17 protein-coding genes are annotated in these 20,233 nt (G+C 54.1%); 5 read left to right on the plus strand and 12 right to left on the minus strand.

Features of this window, described 5'->3' with window-relative positions:
• Positions 1-45: 45 nt before the first annotated feature.
• Positions 46-708, plus strand: a complete 663-nt coding sequence (locus QVZ43_RS10530; RefSeq protein ID WP_302909903.1) for a PEP-CTERM sorting domain-containing protein — start codon at positions 46-48, stop codon at positions 706-708.
• A gap of 64 nt (positions 709-772) precedes the next feature.
• On the opposite strand, the gene QVZ43_RS10535 is transcribed toward QVZ43_RS10530, so the two are convergent.
• The 4 genes from QVZ43_RS10535 to QVZ43_RS10550 all read right to left on the minus strand — a co-directional run bounded on the left by QVZ43_RS10535 (position 773) and on the right by QVZ43_RS10550 (position 5,277).
• Entirely contained in the window at positions 773-922 is a 150-nt protein-coding gene (locus QVZ43_RS10535) for a hypothetical protein (RefSeq protein ID WP_302909904.1), read from the minus strand.
• Positions 923-1,605: 683 nt separating this feature from the next.
• Positions 1,606-3,432: an IS1/IS1595 family N-terminal zinc-binding domain-containing protein gene (locus QVZ43_RS10540; RefSeq protein WP_302909905.1), complete on the minus strand. Its 1,827-nt coding sequence runs from the start codon at positions 3,430-3,432 to the stop codon at positions 1,606-1,608.
• Positions 3,433-3,593: 161 nt separating this feature from the next.
• Positions 3,594-4,118 (minus strand): hypothetical protein, encoded by a 525-nt coding sequence (locus tag QVZ43_RS10545; protein WP_302909906.1) that lies wholly within the window; start codon positions 4,116-4,118, stop codon positions 3,594-3,596.
• 310 nt (positions 4,119-4,428) lie between these two features.
• Positions 4,429-5,277 (minus strand): choice-of-anchor L domain-containing protein, encoded by an 849-nt coding sequence (locus tag QVZ43_RS10550; protein ID WP_420890926.1) that lies wholly within the window; start codon positions 5,275-5,277, stop codon positions 4,429-4,431.
• Positions 5,278-5,603: 326 nt separating this feature from the next.
• Here QVZ43_RS10550 and QVZ43_RS10555 point away from each other — a divergent pair, with 326 nt between their 5' ends.
• Positions 5,604-6,833: a helix-turn-helix transcriptional regulator gene (locus QVZ43_RS10555; RefSeq protein ID WP_302909908.1), complete on the plus strand. Its 1,230-nt coding sequence runs from the start codon at positions 5,604-5,606 to the stop codon at positions 6,831-6,833.
• A gap of 51 nt (positions 6,834-6,884) precedes the next feature.
• Here QVZ43_RS10555 and QVZ43_RS10560 read toward each other — a convergent pair whose 3' ends face one another.
• The 3 genes from QVZ43_RS10560 to QVZ43_RS10570 are packed head-to-tail and all read right to left on the minus strand — an operon-like array spanning position 6,885 to position 9,904.
• A complete protein-coding gene (locus QVZ43_RS10560) occupies positions 6,885-7,634 on the minus strand; it encodes a copper resistance protein B (protein ID WP_302909909.1) in 750 nt (249 codons plus the stop codon).
• Positions 7,631-9,325 carry a copper resistance system multicopper oxidase gene (locus QVZ43_RS10565; RefSeq protein WP_302909910.1) on the minus strand — a complete coding sequence of 565 codons (1,695 nt, stop codon included), beginning with the start codon at positions 9,323-9,325 and terminating at the stop codon, positions 7,631-7,633. Before QVZ43_RS10565 ends, QVZ43_RS10560 begins: the two co-directional genes overlap by 4 nt.
• Before the next feature lie 33 nt (positions 9,326-9,358).
• Complete coding sequence (locus QVZ43_RS10570; protein ID WP_302909911.1) at positions 9,359-9,904, minus strand: cupredoxin domain-containing protein; 546 nt, start codon at positions 9,902-9,904, stop codon at positions 9,359-9,361.
• 199 nt (positions 9,905-10,103) lie between these two features.
• Between QVZ43_RS10570 and QVZ43_RS10575 the strand changes: the two genes are divergently transcribed.
• The 3 genes from QVZ43_RS10575 (at position 10,104) to hutC (ending at position 12,953) form a co-directional block, all read left to right on the plus strand.
• Positions 10,104-10,769 carry a response regulator transcription factor gene (locus tag QVZ43_RS10575; RefSeq protein ID WP_223793586.1) on the plus strand — a complete coding sequence of 222 codons (666 nt, stop codon included), beginning with the start codon at positions 10,104-10,106 and terminating at the stop codon, positions 10,767-10,769.
• On the plus strand, positions 10,756-12,090 hold the full coding sequence (locus tag QVZ43_RS10580; protein ID WP_223793585.1) for an ATP-binding protein: 1,335 nt from the start codon (positions 10,756-10,758) through the stop codon (positions 12,088-12,090). Before QVZ43_RS10575 ends, QVZ43_RS10580 begins: the two co-directional genes overlap by 14 nt.
• 152 nt (positions 12,091-12,242) lie before the next feature.
• Entirely contained in the window at positions 12,243-12,953 is a 711-nt protein-coding gene (gene hutC / locus QVZ43_RS10585; protein ID WP_302909912.1) for a histidine utilization repressor, read from the plus strand.
• A gap of 156 nt (positions 12,954-13,109) precedes the next feature.
• Here the strand turns inward: hutC and QVZ43_RS10590 are convergent, their stop codons facing one another.
• From QVZ43_RS10590 to hutI, 5 genes are all read right to left on the minus strand, one after another.
• Positions 13,110-14,432: a Na+/H+ antiporter family protein gene (locus QVZ43_RS10590; protein ID WP_223793732.1), complete on the minus strand. Its 1,323-nt coding sequence runs from the start codon at positions 14,430-14,432 to the stop codon at positions 13,110-13,112.
• Positions 14,433-14,702: 270 nt separating this feature from the next.
• On the minus strand, positions 14,703-16,241 hold the full coding sequence (hutH, locus tag QVZ43_RS10595; RefSeq protein ID WP_302909913.1) for a histidine ammonia-lyase: 1,539 nt from the start codon (positions 16,239-16,241) through the stop codon (positions 14,703-14,705).
• 83 nt (positions 16,242-16,324) lie between these two features.
• Positions 16,325-17,998: a urocanate hydratase gene (hutU, locus tag QVZ43_RS10600; RefSeq protein WP_302909914.1), complete on the minus strand. Its 1,674-nt coding sequence runs from the start codon at positions 17,996-17,998 to the stop codon at positions 16,325-16,327.
• Positions 17,999-18,009: 11 nt separating this feature from the next.
• A complete protein-coding gene (gene hutG / locus QVZ43_RS10605; RefSeq protein ID WP_302909915.1) occupies positions 18,010-18,951 on the minus strand; it encodes a formimidoylglutamase in 942 nt (313 codons plus the stop codon).
• Entirely contained in the window at positions 18,944-20,173 is a 1,230-nt protein-coding gene (gene hutI / locus QVZ43_RS10610; protein ID WP_302909916.1) for an imidazolonepropionase, read from the minus strand. Before hutI ends, hutG begins: the two co-directional genes overlap by 8 nt.
• Between the last annotated feature and the right edge of the window lie 60 nt (positions 20,174-20,233).

A 20,233-nucleotide genomic window follows, 5' to 3' on the forward strand; every position in this document is an offset into this window, starting at 1 on the left:
TAATATCATCCGGTGACACAGCTATTCTCTTGTTGGGGGGATCAAATGAAGGTAAAAGGAACAATCACACTATTAATATACTTCTTACTTTTTTCCTCAGTATCACATGCAGTTATAATTTCCGGAGAGTTTTATACTGAAGGAGGTAAGCCTGTAGCGCTTCAAGGGCTAGAGTGGTTATCTATAAACACAACAGCTGGATATTCTAGGACGGATATAGAGAACGGTTATGGGGGATTCATTGATGACGGATGGAGGTATGCCACTCGCCTCGAAACAGCCACCCTCCTAAACTCTCTATGGGGCGGCACCTATTCAGGAGGACACGAGAGTAACGGTGACGGTGCAGATTGGTTTTTTAGACACTTAGGTCGCGGTCCCCTATGGAATGGCATGACTGAGTTAAGAAGTTTCTTTTATGGATCAGAAGATGAGTGCTCTTCTGATCCATCTCTTAGTTGTAAAGGATTTTACGGAGTAGCCTATTCGAATGTTGGATATCCTCCCACCGGTTGGTTTTACCTCGAATATGGACTCGATGCCACAATGATCAATCCAGGGACCGTTAATACTGATCTCAATGATCGCAATTATGGTAGCTTGCTTGTTCGAGGAGACGCTGCCCCCGTTCCCGAGCCCAGCACCCTCGGCCTCCTGGGCGTTGGCTTCTTGGGGCTGAAATTGATGAGGCGAAGGCGAGCACGCTGACTGCTTAGAGGCCCGCACTTGTTGTGGTGCTGGTTGATGGGCACCTGCGTTACTTGTCGGGCGGTCAAGCAGCGCTCAACCTTCCGAATTGCAACTGGCGCAAAGCAACGCCCAACGCCAACATAGCATTGGATATATAGTGTTTGACAAGGAACCCTTCATGGAACGAGAAAACCGCCTGCGGAATCAGGTTGGCGCTGTCATTTGCTTTCATCAAATGAAGCACCCTCGTGACATAGGGCAGACCGTATATTTTTAGTAGCCGGACCTCTTGCACTCACCTAGAAATGACTGCATCCACTTTGTTTCCTGACCTCTTGGTTTGAGGTCAAATATCTTCACAATACGCTGATATCTGGCCACGTCCCCACACTGACCCGAGGGTGGCAGGCAGCCACTGGCCTGAGCACCTTTGCTTCGATTAGATAGCGATCTAGGGCTGACAAGCGTACAGAGATACATTTTTCCGAAAATCCTCTACGAACTCAGTGTAAAGGTCCTTTCTCAAAATCGCGATTATTGTAGGCTGGTGTAGTAGCCCCCATTTAAACCGGACACCTTGGTAGAAGCAAAGGCCTAGGCATAGACCTAGTGCAAAGGAGTACCCAAGGTGGAGAGAATCGAAGTCATAACCGGAGTATAGTGCCGTCTCAGGTAATATCATTCGCCTAAGGCCAAAACGGATGTCCGCTTTTGTCGAGGAAGGTGGGGTAACAGAGGGACTGTCCAAAAAACGGACGAATGGCACTCTGGTGTAACCGGCCTGGTCGATATGCTGACACCGGCGACCAGCCGTTTGCTCTTGCGCAGAAACCTTCTGAATATCGTCAGATAGCTTGGCATGCTCGTATTTCGGCGCTGGTAGCGAAGTAGTTTGAGAACTGGGAACAGCTTCTATCAATAATTTTTGTAGTAGAGGATTTTCTCCTCTGTCACCGGTCCTTTCGCCAAGCCGAGTTTCATAGCCGGCGTCACCTTCCTGTTCTTGCGAGTGCAGTAGTTGTAGTGAACCCTGAAGATGTCACCAATGATGGTGTACATCTCGGGATTGTAGGCTGAGTAACCATGCCATATCCGCCCCATCCCTGTGCCTGACTGAAATGGTCGTTCGAAGTACATCGACATCCTTCTAATATTCATGAAAAAATGGTCGACCGGTGCCAGCGTCACCATCCGGTATAGGTTTGCCTGGTGCATGATTTCGTATTTTGAAAGGTCGGTAAGAGGCGCAACCATTTTCTCGGGCTCTGCTTTTGAAACCCACGGGTGTTCTATCCAGGATTCAGGAGAATTCTTGATCTTAATGGGCTTCTTGAGTCGTTCAGCAATGATCTTGTTCGTGACCTCTTTGAGATCTTGAAAGGTCAGCACAGGGGCCGGAATGCCTGTTAAAACCGAAACCCTTTTTCGGAACGCGGCCACAAGTTTTTCTTTCTCATCATTGGTTTTATTCTTTGACGTTCGAACAAGAAAACCATCTGAACGCCCCTCTGCGATCTCTTCTCTGAATGCGGAGATATACGCGGACTTCATTCCGCTATCCAAATCAAGGAAAAAGCGGGTTTTACCGGTGCTGGCGAAGAAACGCTTCAACAAGAAAAAGTGAGCTAGCATCGTGTACTCGTTGTGTACCAGAGCCCCTCGAAGGGGGAGCTGCTTGGTGGCATCGATGTTTTCGGAAGCCTCTGCGGTATTGAACCGTTGGTCGATCATCGTTTTGATTTTAATCTCATCCCTCAAGCTTCCAGGCACAGGCAGCTTGTCTCTTGAGGGGCGGCTCTTCACTGCATCATCAAATTCCCGGCTTAACCAAATTCTAGCGTGCGCTCTGTGGTGCTTTGCTATCTCATAATCACCGTTATCGATAGCCTGCTGCTCGGCCTCATAAGCGTCTACAGCGCCGTCATAGTTGAAGTTAAACGCAAAGACGTAGCCTGTGTTCAAACAAGCCGTAGCGATTCCATAAAGATCACTATTTCGTTTGTCATCACGGCGAACCCAGTTCGTCATCAAGACCTGACGATCCGTTGAGAGATACATCCTCTCAAAGCCGATTTTCTCCAGTTTCTTTTCTCTGCTAGCAGCGAATTCAAGGCATTTTCGATGGATGAATCGAATTTTGTCGTACACAGTTTTTTCAGAGATATCCAAAACCTCTGCAATCCGATTTATAGGCTCCTTATTAACGAGCAGCTTGAACAGAGTTTTATTCAGGTGTGGTTTGTCGTGGTGACGCCTGGCCTTGGGTTTTTCTGCGAAACTCTTCCCGCAATGAAGGCACTGGTAACGTTGATTGCCAGCGGATGTTTTGCCATTTTTCTTGACGGATTTTGGCTTTTTCCCTATGTTGCTATCACAAGCTGGATTTGGGCAGAGCAGTGGGTTCGGGTCTAAGTGCTTGGATATTCGGGAGAGCTCTTCATGAACAGCGCGATTGCTTTTCAAAGAGCTTGAAACAACCGTCATATCTTTGCCTTGCTGTTTTCTCTCCGAACAAATGCCACAAATCAGAGAGGCCGTACCTTTACCAGTTCCTGAAATTCGATAGGAGCCTCCTCCACGTCTGTACGCCTCCGGAAGGTCCTCTTCGGGTCCATCAAAATTTTTGATCGGACTGAGCGTCAAAAAGTTTTCACAGGTCGGATTTCGGCACCCATTAACCTGGATACCTTCGTGAGGAAGGGGAATTCTAGGAAGTCGTTTCTGGAAAGATTTCTTTCCCATTTAGGAAGCGCCTAATCTGCCGAGTTACCAGCATTATAGGCGCTTCCAGCGGGTTTGCCATCAGGCCAGCCACACTTAAGGTAAATGGCTTGGCCATCAGCTGCCCCTTTTCAAATCACATGATTTCTGCCTCGCGCAACATCCGATTGCGTATCGGCCAATCAATCTTTGCCGCCAATTCCATGGCAGGCTTCGCTCCCGCTTGCCCACTGCTGGATTGCATCGTATACCGGCCGGTAATTGGTCCCGGTATAGACATCGATCCGCGTCTGCTCCTCGTCATCTCGGGTGATATTGGCCGCCAGGATATAGACTCCGCCGTCGGGCTGCCCCCAGTATGCGTTATTGAACTGCTGCAATGTCAGCTCCGCGCGTTCGTCGCTTACTTTGTTGAACTGCACGTTATTGCGTTCCAGCGTTGTAGAACCGGCGGTGAAATGGGCGCCGACCCTAACTTCTTCCAGATCCGTCGAAATGCAGCTGCCGACTTGGGATTCAAGATTCGCCACGGCATCTTCAAACGGCGTTGCTACCGACGTCGACTCGATGAGCGCCAAAGACTTGAACATGCCATCATAATTGGCAACTTCATCAATGTAGGCGTCACGGGACTGTGGGTACATCGCGGCACAACCAGAAAGAGTGACTGCCGCTCCTAGCGCGATTACAGACTGCTTTTTAATCATTATTTTCCCTGTACATTCCTTTATCCGAATTAACCTTGCTTCGCAAGACCACTGAAAACATTAACAAAATCGGAGAAAGAAAGACGCGGAAAGCAGCCGGGACATTGTAGGCATTTGTAACCAGGGGAATCAGCAAGCCCGCGCCGCACCGGCGAGCCAACCAAAAACAAAGACAGTTAAACCACATACTACTGAGACTCTGAAGGAACACGAAATCCCTGAACCTTTATGCCAGTCCCTCAATTTCGCGCCGCCAAACGTCCAGGTCTCACCTCAACCAGATCGAGCTACATCGAGCCACTTTACGTTTTTAGGTTCTGGACCTGCGCCTAAATCCAAGTGCAGCGAGACCCAGGCCAAGCAGAACCAGCGTTGCAGGCTCAGGGACAGTCGTCGAGGGACGCTTAACCGATCCAGCCTGGATAAACACGCCGGAATCCCAAACTGCGTCCCCTATATCCGCAATCGCCAGCTTCATTTTATGGGTGCCGGCACTTAGTCCCACAATCGATGCGGTTAAGACACCAGTGAATGCATTGTACTCAACGTCAAATGTACCCGGATTGTTTTTAACCAACGCGCAATGATTATCAGCGCTACCAAATGGATTCCCGCAATTAACGGTGTTAATTGAAATGGGATCGCCACCAATCGTCGCAACGTTAACGCCATTTATAAAGAAACCAAAAACATCATTGAACGTGCTGCCCACATAGTCGTTGTACTCTTCCGAGCCAAATACATAGCTGAACAAGAGGTCGCCACCATCTGATGAAAAATCAAACGCCAATACATTAGCGTCATTAGCTATTCCGCCTGCCAATGCCGCCAGATCACCGTCACCAGGAGTCCCCAGCGAAAGACCTGCTGAGCCACTTATATTGGGGCCTTCAGCCAATGCGGCCTGTCCGGTGGTAAGCAAAATGCCGCTTTCAATGCCGAGCCCCGACGCCAAGCCACCAAAAAACAAGCCGGCCTGCCCGGACGCGCCGATGTACGAAATACTACCGGCATCAATGGCTATTCCAGATCCTGCGATAGCATTACCCAGCTCCTCTCCATTTGAGGTTGCTGTTACGGTAATCGCGGCGGCATTTGCACTGACAAACAATGCGCTGGCAGCCAGTAACGCTCCTGAGTGAGTTCTATTTATCATCATCACGGTCTTCTTTTTTCTGTTCTTATGGAATCTCGAAGACATCTCCATTCGTTCCATAATCATCCAGCAACGCGCCGGATTTCAGAATCCCCCGTACGGGGGGAATATCATGTCGGATGGGCATGTTAATGTTGCTGATGTGAAAAATAGATATAGGGCGCCGCACCCTTCCCTGTTTTCTTCAACATCGGCATATGGCATTGTTAAGCGGCAGTCTTGCGGTCCCATGTAACTTTCAGGCTTACAAAACACTGTAGCCTGAAGACACCCCGTCCCAAGTTTGCCTTTTCAGGATGGATCCGTTTTTCCAGCAAGGAGAAGCCGTTTTGTCCAATGAAGCCGCTCCATTTAATTACTCGCCCGATTATCACGACCTGGTGGGCCTTATTTACGATGCCATCAGTCACTCAAAGGGTTTTTTCCCCTTCATTCATAGATTTACTCGCGTTTTTAATGGTGACAGCGCGTGCTTTGGCATATATGACCTTAGCACCGGCTCTGTCGTGGGTGCGTGGGCCGTCAACATAGCGGACGAGGCCCTTAAATTTTATGCGGAACACATAGCGGATTCGGATCCGCTATTGAAGGCGGCCCTGGAAGCCGATGAGGAAGGAAATCCAAGTTTTGTCGCAAGCAATTTGGATATCGAAAACGTAGATGCAATTCGGTCCCAAACGCCCATAGGAGAATTTATGGGTCTTCTCCATGCGCATGACGCAGCGGGCGCTATTGTTTACCGTGATAAAAGTTACGTCGTCTTTTTCGCGATGCAAAGATCGAGCAATCGCCCCTCATTTCAAAAGGAGGAATTGGCCGAGTTCAACGTTTTTCTGCCTCACATGAGTCGCGCTGCGCGCCTGTACACCAAACTATCCAGCCTGGTCGACACCGCCCCACCTGCCGAACGGGCAGTCTTACAGGATCTAAATCGCGGAATATTGATAGTTGATGCAAGCTTTCGGGTTGTTTTTAGAAACGCCCATGCAGGCACCATAATTGCCAACACCGCCAATATTGAAATAAATAACCAGGGTCTGGTTTCATTCAGTTCCGGAGCGTTGGCAAGATCAGTAATGGTCTCGCTCTCGAATGCCATCCGCGCCTCCGCCGAAGGCCGCGAGATGCCCGACACCATATTGTCCGTGCCGGACATAGACCGCACCATAACAGTTACTATTTCCCCACTGCTCACTTCGAGGATTGAGCCTTCCGAAGGCGACCACGATCATAAGGCAGGAGCCATTGTAGGCCTGTATGATTGGTCTATCAGACCTCGCATTGATCCAGATATCCTCGAGACGGTTTTTAACCTGACGCCCTGTGAGGCAAAGGTGGCGGCAATGCTTGCTAACGGTGGCACCCTATCGGACATCGCCTCTAAGACTTATCGCACAAAGGAAACCGTTAAATCACACCTTAAATCGGTATTTCGAAAGACCAATACCTGTCGGCAGGCGGAGTTGGTAGCCATACTGGCCGCGAGCAGCGAGCTGGCCCAAATTACGCCATCCAGTCCGCATGACATGCCAGCACGGCAACCAAGAAAACATATTTAGGAAAGGGCTGACGAGCCAGGCAACATGCCATGACTCGCCAGAAATTCAGAGTCAGAACGCGATTCGCGCACCGACGACCGCAAACCAGTCTTCGGTGCTACCACCTTCGGCTCTGGCCAGGTCGGCGGTATCACCGTACTTGCGCTCATGAACCACACCAACGTACGGGGATAGGGAGCGATCCAAGAGGTCATAGCTCAGCCTGAGCCCCGTTTCGGTAGAAACGAGCCCTTTTCCGACACCAATTTCCTCGTCCTCACTGAAGGCGACCGTTGCATCGAAAGCAGCGGCCAGAATCCAATAGTTGGTCAACAGCAACTCATACTCGGCGTCGAGCTCCGCTGAGGTATCGCCTTCGTCACTCACGTAGAAATTGGCATCAATTTCAAACCACTGTGGCGCCAGGCCCGTCACACCCAAAACCCCATAGGTGCGGTTCGGCCCTTCCGGCGTATCAAAGCGAACCCCTGCCTTGGCGTCGAAGAAGGTTGAGACTGGAATCTGCCCCACCAGCTGGTTTTCAAGCGTTTCGTAGGCCTTTTCCTCGATGGAGTACTCTCCTTTCGTCAGCCACCGGAGCTTGAACTCGTCCGTGCCGTAAAAGAAGTCGCCACTCCAGACGCCTAGTTCCTCATCGTCATCGCTGTAGCGATATTCGAGCTCTTCGAACTGCACGCCCCACAGCGTCAGAGGTTTTTTGCGATCCGTGGTGTCGACCATCATCTCTTCCGCCGCGACAGCGGCCGGCGCCAGCAGTGAGCCCAGTACGCCTGCCGACACAAGAGACCGGATATAACTCATGCATCACCTCCTGCGTTGGCCGCGATATCCTGGTTCGCCTTCGTTGAATCCGGGCCTCCCTCAACAATCACCTTACGGAACATCCCTGCAGCTGCGTGGTAGGACAGGTGACAATGGAAAGCCCACTGCCCCGGCTCATCCACTTCGGTCTCCATGTAGACCGTCGTTCCCGGCTGAACACTCACCGTGTGCTTGATCGGGTTCCACTGCCCCGCTCCCACGTCCAGAATCGACCACATGCCGTGCAGGTGCATGGGGTGTGTCATCATGGTTTCATTCACGAATTTGAAACGAACCCGCTCGCCATATTTGAGACGGATAGGATCAGCATCTTCGTATTTAACACCGTTAATGCTCCAGCTGTAGCGCTCCATGTTGCCGGTCAGGCGGAGTTCAATTTCCCGGGTAGGTTCACGGAGTTCGTACAACGGATCCTGGGCCTTCAGGTCAGCGTAGGACAGGAACTTGCCACCATTCGCCGCCACCGGCATCAGTCCACTACCTGCGGCATAGAACGGATCACTGGAGTCACCCATGGCCATGGCGCTGTGATCCATGCCTTCCATAGAAGAGTGATCCATGCCAGCCATATCGTCGGATTCACCCATATCCATATCACCGTGGTCCATGTCGCCATGATCCATACCGTGCATGCCACCCATGTCGGCCATGGTCAGACGGGACGCTTCCCGCATCTCGGGCACCTCGGCTTCCATCCCTTCTTCCGGTGCCAGGGTGGCCCGGGCATAGCCTGAACGCCCCATCGATTCAGCAAAAATCGTGTAGGCCTTTTCATCCCGGGGCCGAACGATCACGTCATAGGTCTCAGCGACGCCGATACGGAATTCATCAACTGTTACCGGCTGAACGTTATTGCCATCCGCCTGCACCACCGTCATTTCCAGACCGGGAATGCGGATATCGAAGTAGGTCATAGCGGATGAGTTGATGAAACGAAGCCGGATGCGCTCACCGGGTTCGAAGATGCCGGTCCAGTTCTGCTCTGGCCCTTTACCATTGATCAGGCCAGTAAAGCCCTGAACATCCTCGACGTCCGCCTTCATCATGCGCATATCACCCCAGGCCATCCGGTCCTTGAGGGTGTCCATGAAGCCGTGCTCCGATGAATCCGAGAAAAATTCACCGACAGTTTGCTGCTGACGGTTGTAATAGTCCGGCATCATTTTCAGATTTCGCATGATGCGATCACCGGAATGCGGGTGTTTATCAGTCAGCTGAACCACGTATTCCCGGTTGTAGCGGAAGGGCTCACGCTTTTCCGGCTCGATCACGATAGCACCATAGGCTCCATCAGGCTCCTGGAAACCGGAGTGGCTGTGAAACCAGTAGGTTCCTGCCTGCTGAACAGGAAACTCGTAGGTGAAGGTTTCACCCGGCTGGATACCTGGAAAACTGATTCCGGGCACACCGTCCTGCTGGAAAGGCAATATCAGCCCATGCCAGTGGATGGACGTCATTTCGTCCAGATTATTGGTCACATTGATAGTGACGGTTTCGCCTTCCTTGAAGCGCAATACCGGCCCGGGTGACGCCCCGTTGTAGCCGATGCCTTCCTTCACAAAATCGCCGGTATCAATCATGACCCGATCGACCGTCAGGTTGTATTCGCCAGCCATACCAAGCGCTGGCATCAAGAGGCCCAGCAGCCCCGCAACCATAGGTGTTTTCATGAACCACTACTCCTGCTTTAAGGCCGGGCCGTTTTACTGCTCAGCCAACCCCCTGGTGAAATTTACGTCGCCGTACATGCCGGCCTGGTAATGCCCAGGCACATTGCAGGCAAACTCGATATTGGACTGCTCGGTAAACTTCCAGACGATTTCCTTACTTTCGCCGGGCTCCAGCAACACGCTGTTGGGATCATCATGCTTCATGGAGTGGCCGTCACCCATGTCCATCTCCATCATGGCCCGATTCAACTTTCCACCTTGAATAACGCCATGCTCAACCATCATCTTCATTTCGTCCTGGTGAGCCTCATGCATGCCGGGCGTGCCAATGTTGAATTCGTGGACGAGATTGCCTTTATTCTCTACAACAAACCGAACAGTCTCACCCGGCTCAACGTCGATTTCCTCCGGCTCATAGTAATTGTCGAACATTTCTACATTGACGGTTCGGCTGGCCTCGGAAGCGTTGCCCGGTTCGCCACTACTTGCATCATGACTGCCACCATGTGTGCCTGCGGAAAATGCCGTTGACGAAACCGACATTGCTGCTGCCAGAACCAAAACCTTTGATCCATTCATTCGATCTTCTCCTATGGAATAATTTTCAATCAGACGTCAGTCAGTACATTCGGGATGCTAGGCATTCCAAGAAATCGGTTGATACCATCGCGCATTAACCTGAATTCTTTCTGAAAATACGTAACTAATTCCCGTTCAGGTTGGATTCAGGTTCGTCGGTAACACTGTACGCGGCGAATATTCCAGAAGGAACAAGTCCATGCGCCTACTACTCGTTGAAGATGACCGGTTACTAGCTGACGGGCTGACTCGCCAGCTTGAAAAGGCCGGATTCAGCATCGATGTAACCCATACTGCCCGGGAAGCCAGCCTCCTGGGCGAGCAGGAAGAGTACCGAGCGGTTGTGCTGGACCTGGGATTACCTGACGGAAATGGCCTGGACGTACTCAGGAAATGGCGAGCCAGCCGTGTCAGCTGGCCCGTACTTATCCTGACCGCCAGAGGCGACTGGCAGGACAAGGTGAATGGCCTGAAGGCAGGCGCAGACGATTACCTCGCCAAACCATTCCAGACGGAGGAGTTGATTGCCCGCCTGCAGGCCATCGTTCGCCGAACCGATGGCAGAATTCATGCGGTGTTGAAAGCCGGGCGTTTCGAACTGGACGAAAATCGCCAGTGCCTCACCCTGGATGACGGAACTGAGCGCAGCCTGACCGGCACAGAGTTTCGCTTGCTCCGATGCCTGATGAGCCGGCCCGGCCATGTTTTCTCCAAGGAGCAGCTGATGGAACAGCTCTATAACCTGAACGACACCCCAAGCGACAACATCATCGAAGCCTATATCCGGCGTCTGAGAAAACTCGTGGGCAACGAAACCATCTCCACACGCCGCGGCCAGGGCTATCTGTTCAATGACGCTGATTAACCGCCCTGCGTCCGTCAAAGGCACCCTCCTTGCAGTGTTGCTGCCTGCCGGCATCGCACTGATGGCTGTCGCGTGGCTGATCCACGGCCTGCTGCTCGATCGAATGTCACGGGATTTCGTGGAAAGTCGATTGCAGGACGAAGTCGCCTTTCTGGAACACCAGATCCGGGAAGCCGGCGGCCGAGTCGAGGCCCTTCATACTGGCGATTATTTTGAAGACGTCTTTCATCATGCCTTTGCGATACATACACCAGAGAAAACCATCATTTCCCCCGAGTCATGGACCCCACTGCTCACGCCCCTGATCCAGTCCGGCCAGGATGGAACGCTTCAGGTTCGTGACGACAGCGCACCCGACGCCCCGGAAGAAATTCTCGCCTACCGCAATTCCTTTATTGTCGATGACACACCTGTGATTGCGATTGTTGCGGAAGACCTCGGAGCGCTTAAGGGAAGCCAGGCGGAACTGCACGCCTGGACCGCGATCGTTTCCGCACTATTGATCTTGCTATTGGTCGGCGTCATCTGGATGGGCATCACACTCTCCATGCGGCCTATGGTGTCCCTGAAATTGGCATTGAAACGCCTCCAGGAAGGCGAAATCTCCAGAATTGACGTGCAGTCGCCGGAGGAGTTCAAGCCGCTCGTTCAGCAACTCAACCATCTGCTCGATTCCCTGGATCAGCGCCTTGAACGGTCAAGAGACGCTCTGGCCAATCTATCCCACAGTGTCAAAACCCCGATCGCCGCCGTCCGGCAGGTTCTCGAGGATGAAAGTCGCTCACTCGACAGTGACATGAGACGCCAGATGGCAACCCGGCTCGATGACATCGACAAACAACTGGAAGCGGAAATGCGGCGCAGTCGATTTGCCGGCCCCCAGGTCGGGAAAAGCGCTTACCCCATGAAACAGGCCCGAGATCTATTGTGGATGCTGGGGCGCCTGTACCCGGACAAATCTTTTGAACTGTCCACCGAGTTGACCGAAGAATCCCGGTGGCCCGTTGAAGAGCAGGATTTGAATGAAATCTTGGGAAATCTGCTCGATAACGCCGGTAAATGGTCAAAAAACTTCGTTGAACTTCAACTAAACCAGACTAGCCATTCCGCAAGAATCGTCGTGACCGATGACGGCCCGGGCGTCGGTGAGAGCGAGCTGGGAAATCTGGGGCAGCGCGGGCTGCGCCTTGACGAGCAAACGCCAGGCCACGGCCTGGGGCTGGCGATCGTCGGCGACATCATTGAGCGCTACGCCGGTCAACTGACTTTCAGCGCCGCCTCCAGCGGGGGGTTGCAGGTCACGATCGACATTCCTAATTGACTATACATTCGCGAGAAAAGCGGCTGGTGCTACACCGAACAAACTGTACCTATGGTTTTTTAGACCGAATTTCATGAGCTAAGCAGCGTTGAGGGCGAGATGAATGATCTATACAATCAAAGCATCTGGCCACATACATCTGGAGCTCCAGTTTGCCCCCCAAGCCCCGCTACCAACAGATCAAAAGTTTTATTCTCGACGGCATTGAACAGGGGGAATTTGAGCCTGGCAGCCGAATTCCCTCTGAACATCAGCTTGCCGATCAGTTCAGCGTGAGTCGTATGACGGTCAACAAAGCGATACGGGATCTGGTGCAGGAAAACCGACTGGTTCGATACCCCGGCCTCGGAACCTTTATTACCGACGCCAAGGCAGAGTCTCCGCTCGGTGAGATCCGGAATATTGCGGACGAAGTCCGGCAAAGAGGCCACACCTACAGCTGTCAGGTTATACATCTGGAACAAGCGTCTGCCAATGAAACCGTAGCCATGCAGATGGGCTCGCCTATTGGGACCCAGGTGTATCACTCTGTGATTGTCCACCTGGAGAACGATCACGCCATTCAGCTCGAAGACCGCTATGTATCAGCCGATCTTGTTCCGGATTACATCAATCAGAACTTCGGGCAGATTACCCCGAACGAATATTTGTCCAAGAATTGCCCGATTTCGAGCGTGGAGCACGTCGTTGAAGCGGTGTTGCCAACGGAGCGCCAGCAGGAATTGCTGAGCATCAGTGGACACACGCCATGCATTCAGGTCACCCGGCGCACCTGGTCGGACGGCCGACTGGCCTCCTTTGCCACCCTGACCCACCCAGGATCACGCTATAAGCTGCGCTCCATCACCAACCTCCAGGGCTGATTGTCCAGCCACATCGAATCTGATACTTCCCCTGCCCCGGATTTAAGATCTGCACCACCTCCGCTAAAACGAAAAAGGCTCCGACACTCCTCCCCCAAATCCGGGCAGGAGCGACGGAGCCTCAGCCAGTTTCTTGGCTTTAGCGAACGCGACCGATTACAGAATCACGGCAGCAGCCCAGCCAAAGACCAGCAACGGCAGGTTGTAGTGCAGGAAGGTCGGAACAACCGTATCCCACATGTGGTTGTGCTGACCGTCAACGTTCAGACCAGCAGTGGGCCCAAGCGTGGTGTCAGACGCCGGGGAGCCTGCGTCACCGAGCGCACCGGCTGTACCAACCAGCGCAACAATCGCCATCGGGGAGAACCCAAGCTGATCCGCAAGCGGAACGAAGATGGCCGCAATAATGGGAACGGTAGAGAAGGAAGAGCCAATACCCATAGTGATCAGCAGGCCAACCACCAGCATGGCGAAGGCAGCCAGGGCACGGTTGCCTTCAACCGCCTGAGCAGCAACGGTAACCAGCGAGTTGATATCACCGGTTTCGCGGAGAACTTCAGCGAACCCGCTGGCCGCGATCATGATGAAACCCACCATAGCCATCAGCTTCATGCCCTGGGTGAAAACGTCTTCGTCTTCATCCCACTTCAGGATGCCGGACAACATGAACACCAGGAAGCCAACCAGACCACCAAAGATCATGGAGCCGGTGTAAAGCTGGGTGGCAAACGCCAGAACCAGAGCAGTCACCGCCATGATCAGGGTGCGCGGAGAGTATTTGGCGTCGTTGTTTTCAACGCGTGCAATACGCTCCTTGTCGTAGGTACGCTTGCCACGATAGGTAAAGAAAACAGCGATCAGCAGACCAACCAGCATGCCCAGCGCGGGAATAATCATCGCCTTGAACGGGCTCAGGCCAGCAGTCTCCACACCACTTTTTTGAATGCTGCCGAGCAGAATGTCGTTCAGGTAGATGGCCCCGAAACCCACCGGGAACAGCATGTAGGTGTTCACCAGACCAAACGCCAGCACACACGCCACCAGACGACGGTCCAGCTGCAGCTCAGCCATCACATACAGCAGAGGCGGAATCAGCAGCGGAATAAACGCGATGTGAATCGGTACGATGTTCTGGGAAGAGACGGCTGCCGCGATCAGTGCTGCGATCAGGCCGTACTTGATCATGCCAACCTGACGTTCGTCATGCTGACGATTGATCATCGATGCGACCTTATCAGCCAGCATGTGCGGAATGCCAGATTTGGAAATCGCAACCGCAAAAGCGCCCAGCAGCGCGTAGCTCAGGGCAATCTTGGCGCCACCCTGCAAGCCATTATTGAAGGAGTTGATTGTGTCCTCGATGGACAACCCGCTCATGGAACCGGCCAGCAAAGCGGCGGTAATGAGGGAAATAACCACATGGACACGCATCAGGCTCAGCCCGATCATGACCAGTACACTCACCAGTACAGAGTTCAGTCCCAGTGATACTGAAGTGAACGTCTTCATCAGCAGGTATGCCGCAATCACCAAAAAGGAGATCAGGACAAACTTCGATACGGTGGACTCCTCGGAACCACCAGCCGTTATTTCTTTACTCATGGAAGATCTCGCCTAGCTTTTTATAGTTGTTCGAGTACTTTCCTTGCACTTCCCCTCCCTGAACTGACTAACAGAACAGGGAGGCGAGAAAGTGCAAGCCTCGTGCGGGCTTCCTGCCCCTTTTCTTCTCCCGAATAAGGTTGTCGCTTAGCGCGACACGCTCGGCAGCATTCCGGCCGGCATGTGCGCATTAAAGGCTGCCGACTGAATCAATGCTTGAGCTTTTTCGATATCAGGCGCGAAGTACCGGTCCTTGTCATAGAAAGGAACGATCTCACGCAACTGAGCCTTGCAGGTTTCCACACGATCCGACGCCTTCAACGGGGCACGGAAATCCAGGCCCTGACAGCCGGCCAGAAGCTCAACAGCCAGAACACCCGAGGTGTTTTCAGCCATATCCCGAAGGCGACGGGACGCGAAAGTCGCCATGGACACGTGGTCTTCCTGGTTCGCGGAGGTGGGCATACTATCCACTGAGCCAGGATGTGCAAGGGTTTTGTTCTCGGACGCCAGTGCCGCCGCAGTAACCTGAGCAATCATGAAGCCCGAGTTAACCCCGCCATTGTTCACCAGGAACGGCGGCAGCTTGCTCAGGTTGGTGTCAATCAACAGCGCCATACGACGCTCGGACAGCGCGCCAATTTCAGCAATGGCAAGTGCCAGGTTGTCGGCAGCCATCGCCACCGGCTCGGCGTGGAAGTTGCCACCGGAGATGAAGTCGTTTTCGTCTGCAAATACCAGCGGGTTATCGGAAACCGCGTTCGCCTCGACCAGCAGAACCTCGGCGGCCTGACGGATTTGCTGCAAGCACGCCCCCATAACCTGAGGCTGGCAACGCAGGGAATATGGATCCTGAACCTTTTCGCAATCCTCGTGGGACTGGCCGATTTCAGACGTCTCACCCAGCAGGTGACGGTAAGCCGCAGCTGCATCGATCTGGCCAATCTGGCCACGAACGGCGTGAACGCGCGGATCGAACGGACGACGGCTACCCAGAGCCGCTTCCACGGAAACAGCTCCGGCCACGGTGGCCGCAGCGTATACGTCTTCGGCCGCGAACAGGCCCTGCAGAGCAAATGCGGTAGAAGCCTGAGTACCGTTCAGCAGCGCCAGACCTTCTTTCGGCGCCAGGGTGATCGGCTCAAGACCCGCAATGCGCAGACCTTCAGCGCCGGACATGCGCTCTCCCTTGTAGGTGACTTCGCCTTCGCCCAGCAGCACAGTGCTCATGTGAGCCAGGGGGGCCAGGTCGCCAGAAGCACCGACAGACCCTTTTTCAGGCACGCACGGGTAAACCTCGGCGTTAACCAGCTGGATCAGCGCTTCGATCACGGACAAGCGAATACCGGAGAATCCGCGCGCCAGGGAGTTGATCTTCAGCACCATCATCAGGCGGACAGTGTGATCGCTCATCATCTGGCCAATACCGGCAGCGTGAGACAGAACGATGCTGCGCTGCAGCAATTCCAGGTCTTCCGGTGCAATACGGGTGTTGGCGAGCAGACCAAAGCCGGTGTTGATGCCGTAAACCACTCGACCTTCGTCGATGGCTCCCTTCACCGCCGCACTGCTCTTGTGAATTGCCTCGTGGCTGGCAGGATCAAGATCCAGCTTTACTGGAGCATTGTTTACCTGGCGAAGTTCCGCGAGAGTCATCTCTCCCGGACGAATAGTCAGATTAGTCATCTGTGATGTACCGCGTTATTCAAAGAGTGGGAAACCGACCCGCACCTTATACAGCGGGTCGGCGCCTTTACCTAGCCGGGGAATTACTGATCCAGCATCGGCAGATCGAGGCCCTGTTCCTTGGCACACTTGATAGCAATGTCGTAACCAGCATCCGCATGGCGCATAACACCCATCGCCGGGTCGTTACGCAGAACGCGACCCAAGCGCTTGTCAGCCGCTTCGGTGCCGTCCGCGACGATAACCACACCGGCGTGCTGACTGAAGCCCATACCTACGCCACCACCGTGGTGCAGGGACACCCAGGTTGCACCGCCTGCAGTGTTCACCAGGGCATTCAGCAGGGACCAGTCAGATACGGCGTCTGAACCGTCCTTCATGGCTTCGGTTTCGCGGTTCGGGCTGGTGACGGAACCGGAATCCAGGTGGTCACGACCGATAACAATCGGGCCCTTCAGCTCGCCGTTGCGAACCATTTCGTTGAACGCCTGACCCAGACGGGCACGATCCTTCAGACCCACCCAGCAGATACGGGCCGGCAGACCCTGGAACGCGATGCGCTCGCGGGCCATGTCCAGCCAGTTGTGCAGCTTGGGATCGTCCGGGATCAGTTCTTTAACTTTCTGGTCGGTTTTGTAGATGTCTTCCGGATCGCCAGACAGGGCAACCCAGCGGAAGGGACCAATGCCTTCACAGAACAGCGGGCGGATGTAGGCAGGAACGAAGCCCGGGAAATCGAAGGCATTCTCAACGCCCTTCTCTTTCGCCATCTGGCGGATGTTGTTGCCGTAGTCAGTTGTCGCAGCTCCACGCTTCTGGAGTTCGAGCATGGCGCGAACCTGAATGGCCATGGACTCTTTTGCAGCATCAACCACCGCAGCTTCGTCCTTCAGGCGCATCTCTGCGGCATCCTTCAGGGTCCAGCCCTTCGGCAGGTAGCCGTTCAGAGGGTCATGGGCGGACGTCTGGTCAGTTACAACATCCGGCACAATTCCGCGCTCAACGATTTCAGGGAAGATATCGGCGCAGTTGCCCAGCAGGCCAACAGAAACCGGCTTACCTTCAGCCTTGGCCTCTTCGATCATGCCCAGCGCTTCGTCCAGGGTGTAGGCCTTCTTGTCAACGTAGCGGGTACGCAGACGGAAATCGATACGAGTCTCATCGCACTCAACCGTGAGACAGGAGAAGCCGGCCATGGTAGCAGCCAGTGGCTGAGCACCACCCATGCCGCCAAGACCACCGGTCAGAACCCAACGGCCAGACGCATCACCACCGAAGTGCTGCTGAGCCATCGCGGCGAAGGTCTCATAAGTGCCCTGAACGATGCCCTGGGAACCGATGTAGATCCAGGATCCGGCCGTCATCTGGCCGTACATCATCAGGCCTTTCTTATCCAGCTCGTTGAAATGCTCCCAGTTGGCCCAGTTCGGCACCAGGTTGGAGTTGGCAATCAGGACACGCGGCGAGTCCGGGTGGGTCTTGAAAACGCCGACCGGCTTACCGGACTGAACCAGCAGGGTTTCGTCGTCTTCCAGACGCTCCAGAACTTCAATGATCTTGTCGTAGCATTCCCAGTTACGGGCGGCGCGGCCGATCCCGCCGTAAACCACGAGGTCTTCCGGGCGTTCAGCAACATCCGGGTGCAGGTTGTTCATCAGCATGCGCTTGACCGCTTCGGTCAGCCAGCTCTTGCAGGTTTTCTCAGAACCAGTCGGAGCCTTGATAACGCGGCTCGGATCGTGACGAGTGTTAGACATTGTTTTAGGCCTCACTTAACAATTGAGTAGACGAGACGCGCCGCAGCACGGGCAGTCCAGTTATCGATATCGTATTCAGGGTTGTATTCAGCGATGTCAGCCACCTTGAGCTTGCCGTCCTGCCGAATCAGCGAGATCAGCGGCTCCAGGACATCAAGCCCTACACCACGCGGGGCCGGCGCACTCACGCCAGGGGCCACGGAAGCGGGCAGCACATCAAGATCAATGGTCAGATACAGAACGTCGCAGCCATCTATGAACTGCTGGAGCTGATCCTTAATTTCATTGAGTTGGTGAAGATTCATGTCGGCGTCTTTGCGATACAAAACGCCCAGCTCATCGGCACGCTTAAACAACGCCGGCGTATTGGACAGTTCGCTGACGCCCAGGCAGCAATACTTGAACTCGGCGCCTTTTTCTTCGCAGCGCCTGGCGATCTGATAGAACGGCGTGCCGGAGCTGCACCCGTTGGTATCAAGGCGCAGATCAAAGTGGGCATCAAAGTTGATAATGCCGATACGAGTATTGTCGCCGACCGAATCCAGATAATTGTCCAGCCCCAGCCAGGTGCCGAATGCCACTTCATGGCCGCCACCCAATACCAGGGGAAAATGACCCGCTGAGAGGCAGGCCTTTACGCGGTCTGCCAAGGCACGATGAGCGGCTTCAAGCTCCCGGCCTTCACACGTCACATTGCCGGCATCGTAGGCATGACGATCAAAGGGCCATGGAAGGTTTGCCAACGCGCGGCGCAGCAAATCCGGAGCCTGACGAGCACCGATCCGGCCCTGATTGCGACGAACACCTTCATCACTGCAAAAGCCGATCAGTGCCGTACCAGCAGCACCGTCTTCCAACGGTTTAATTACCTGATGAAGACGGCTCGCCAGATCAGCCTGCTCTTCCGGATCAACACGACCCTGCCAGATTTGTTTGAAGTCCAGCTCAGACATTCGCCACCTCCCCACCAACGATGCGCTGACGAATCGGATTGACACCGAACTGATAGGCCAGTTCCGCCGGGCTCTCGATGTCCCACAGCAGCAGGTCGGCCTTCATGCCCGGGCGAATCTGACCAAGCTCCTCACCCTGCCCCAGCGCCATCGCGCCGTGACGGGTAACGCCAGCAAGAACCTCTTCAGGCGTCATCCGGAAGAAGGTGCACGCCATATTCAGTGCCAGACGCAGGGACGCCAGAGGTGAAGAACCCGGATTGAGATCGGTTGCCACGGCCATAGGCACCTTGTGTTTGCGCAGCAATTCAATCGGCGGCAGCTTGGTTTCACGCAGGAAGTAGAAGGCACCGGGCAGCAAGGTCGCGACCGTGCCCGCTTTCGCCATGGCCTCTACACCCTCTTCATCAAGCCATTCGATATGATCGACGGACCAGGCATCGTAACGGGCAGCCAGTGCTGCACCGTGTTGGTTGGATAGTTGCTCAACGTGAGCCCGGATGCCCAGGCCATGCTCCTTCGCAGCTTTAAACACCCGCTCACACTGATTGGCGGAAAAGGCGATGGTCTCGCAGAACACATCGACGGCGTCAGCCAGCCCTTCTTCTGCGGCAGCGGGGATGATCTCGCTGCAAACCAGATCGATGTAGGCGTCCGAATCGTCTTTGTACTCAGGCGGAATAGCATGAGCGGCCAGCAGAGAGGTGGACACTCGAACCGGGTAACGACGCCCCAGCTCGCGTGCAGCGCGGAGCATGTTCAACTCTGCTTCCGGGTTCAGGCCATAACCGGATTTGATTTCGACGCTGGTCACACCTTCACGCATCAACGCTTCAAGGCGAGGCACGGCCAGCTCAACAAGTTCATCAACCGTTGCAGCACGAGTGGCCTTGACGGTTGACAGAATACCGCCACCTTCCTGGGCGATCTGCTGGTAGCTGGCGCCTTCAAGACGAAGCTCAAACTCACGCGCACGGTTGCCGGCGAACACGAGGTGGGTATGGGCATCAATCATGCCCGGGGTCATCCACCCGCCGCGACCGTCAATCACCTCGGCGCTGGCCGGCAAGTTGTCCAACTGTTCCATTGCCTTGATATCAACGATCAGATCGCCACGGACAAAGACCGCCTGATTGAGGCGGGCGCCGTAGGGGGCGGCCTCACTCCGGTCGAAGGTGGCCAGATTGACATTAATCCAGATGCGTTCGACAGATTCGCTCACGAAAAACTCCGGCTAAACTAAATGTATATACAACCATATACCAGTTTATTTCCGGAGCGC

The organism is Marinobacter suaedae, from assembly GCF_030519635.1.
GTDB lineage: Bacteria > Pseudomonadota > Gammaproteobacteria > Pseudomonadales > Oleiphilaceae > Marinobacter > Marinobacter suaedae.

Coding starts and splice junctions, on each gene's coding strand:
- QVZ43_RS10530 (WP_302909903.1), top strand. CDS start 46: ATGAAGGTAAAAGGAACAATCACACTATTAATATACTTCTTACTTTTT.
- QVZ43_RS10535 (WP_302909904.1), bottom strand. CDS start 922: ATGAAAGCAAATGACAGCGCCAACCTGATTCCGCAGGCGGTTTTCTCG.
- QVZ43_RS10540 (WP_302909905.1), bottom strand. CDS start 3,432: ATGGGAAAGAAATCTTTCCAGAAACGACTTCCTAGAATTCCCCTTCCT.
- QVZ43_RS10545 (WP_302909906.1), bottom strand. CDS start 4,118: ATGATTAAAAAGCAGTCTGTAATCGCGCTAGGAGCGGCAGTCACTCTT.
- QVZ43_RS10550 (WP_420890926.1), bottom strand. CDS start 5,277: ATGATGATAAATAGAACTCACTCAGGAGCGTTACTGGCTGCCAGCGCA.
- QVZ43_RS10560 (WP_302909909.1), bottom strand. CDS start 7,634: ATGAGTTATATCCGGTCTCTTGTGTCGGCAGGCGTACTGGGCTCACTG.
- QVZ43_RS10565 (WP_302909910.1), bottom strand. CDS start 9,325: ATGAAAACACCTATGGTTGCGGGGCTGCTGGGCCTCTTGATGCCAGCG.
- QVZ43_RS10570 (WP_302909911.1), bottom strand. CDS start 9,904: ATGAATGGATCAAAGGTTTTGGTTCTGGCAGCAGCAATGTCGGTTTCG.
- QVZ43_RS10575 (WP_223793586.1), top strand. CDS start 10,104: ATGCGCCTACTACTCGTTGAAGATGACCGGTTACTAGCTGACGGGCTG.
- QVZ43_RS10580 (WP_223793585.1), top strand. CDS start 10,756: ATGACGCTGATTAACCGCCCTGCGTCCGTCAAAGGCACCCTCCTTGCA.
- hutH (WP_302909913.1), bottom strand. CDS start 16,241: ATGACTAATCTGACTATTCGTCCGGGAGAGATGACTCTCGCGGAACTT.
- hutU (WP_302909914.1), bottom strand. CDS start 17,998: ATGTCTAACACTCGTCACGATCCGAGCCGCGTTATCAAGGCTCCGACT.
- hutG (WP_302909915.1), bottom strand. CDS start 18,951: ATGTCTGAGCTGGACTTCAAACAAATCTGGCAGGGTCGTGTTGATCCG.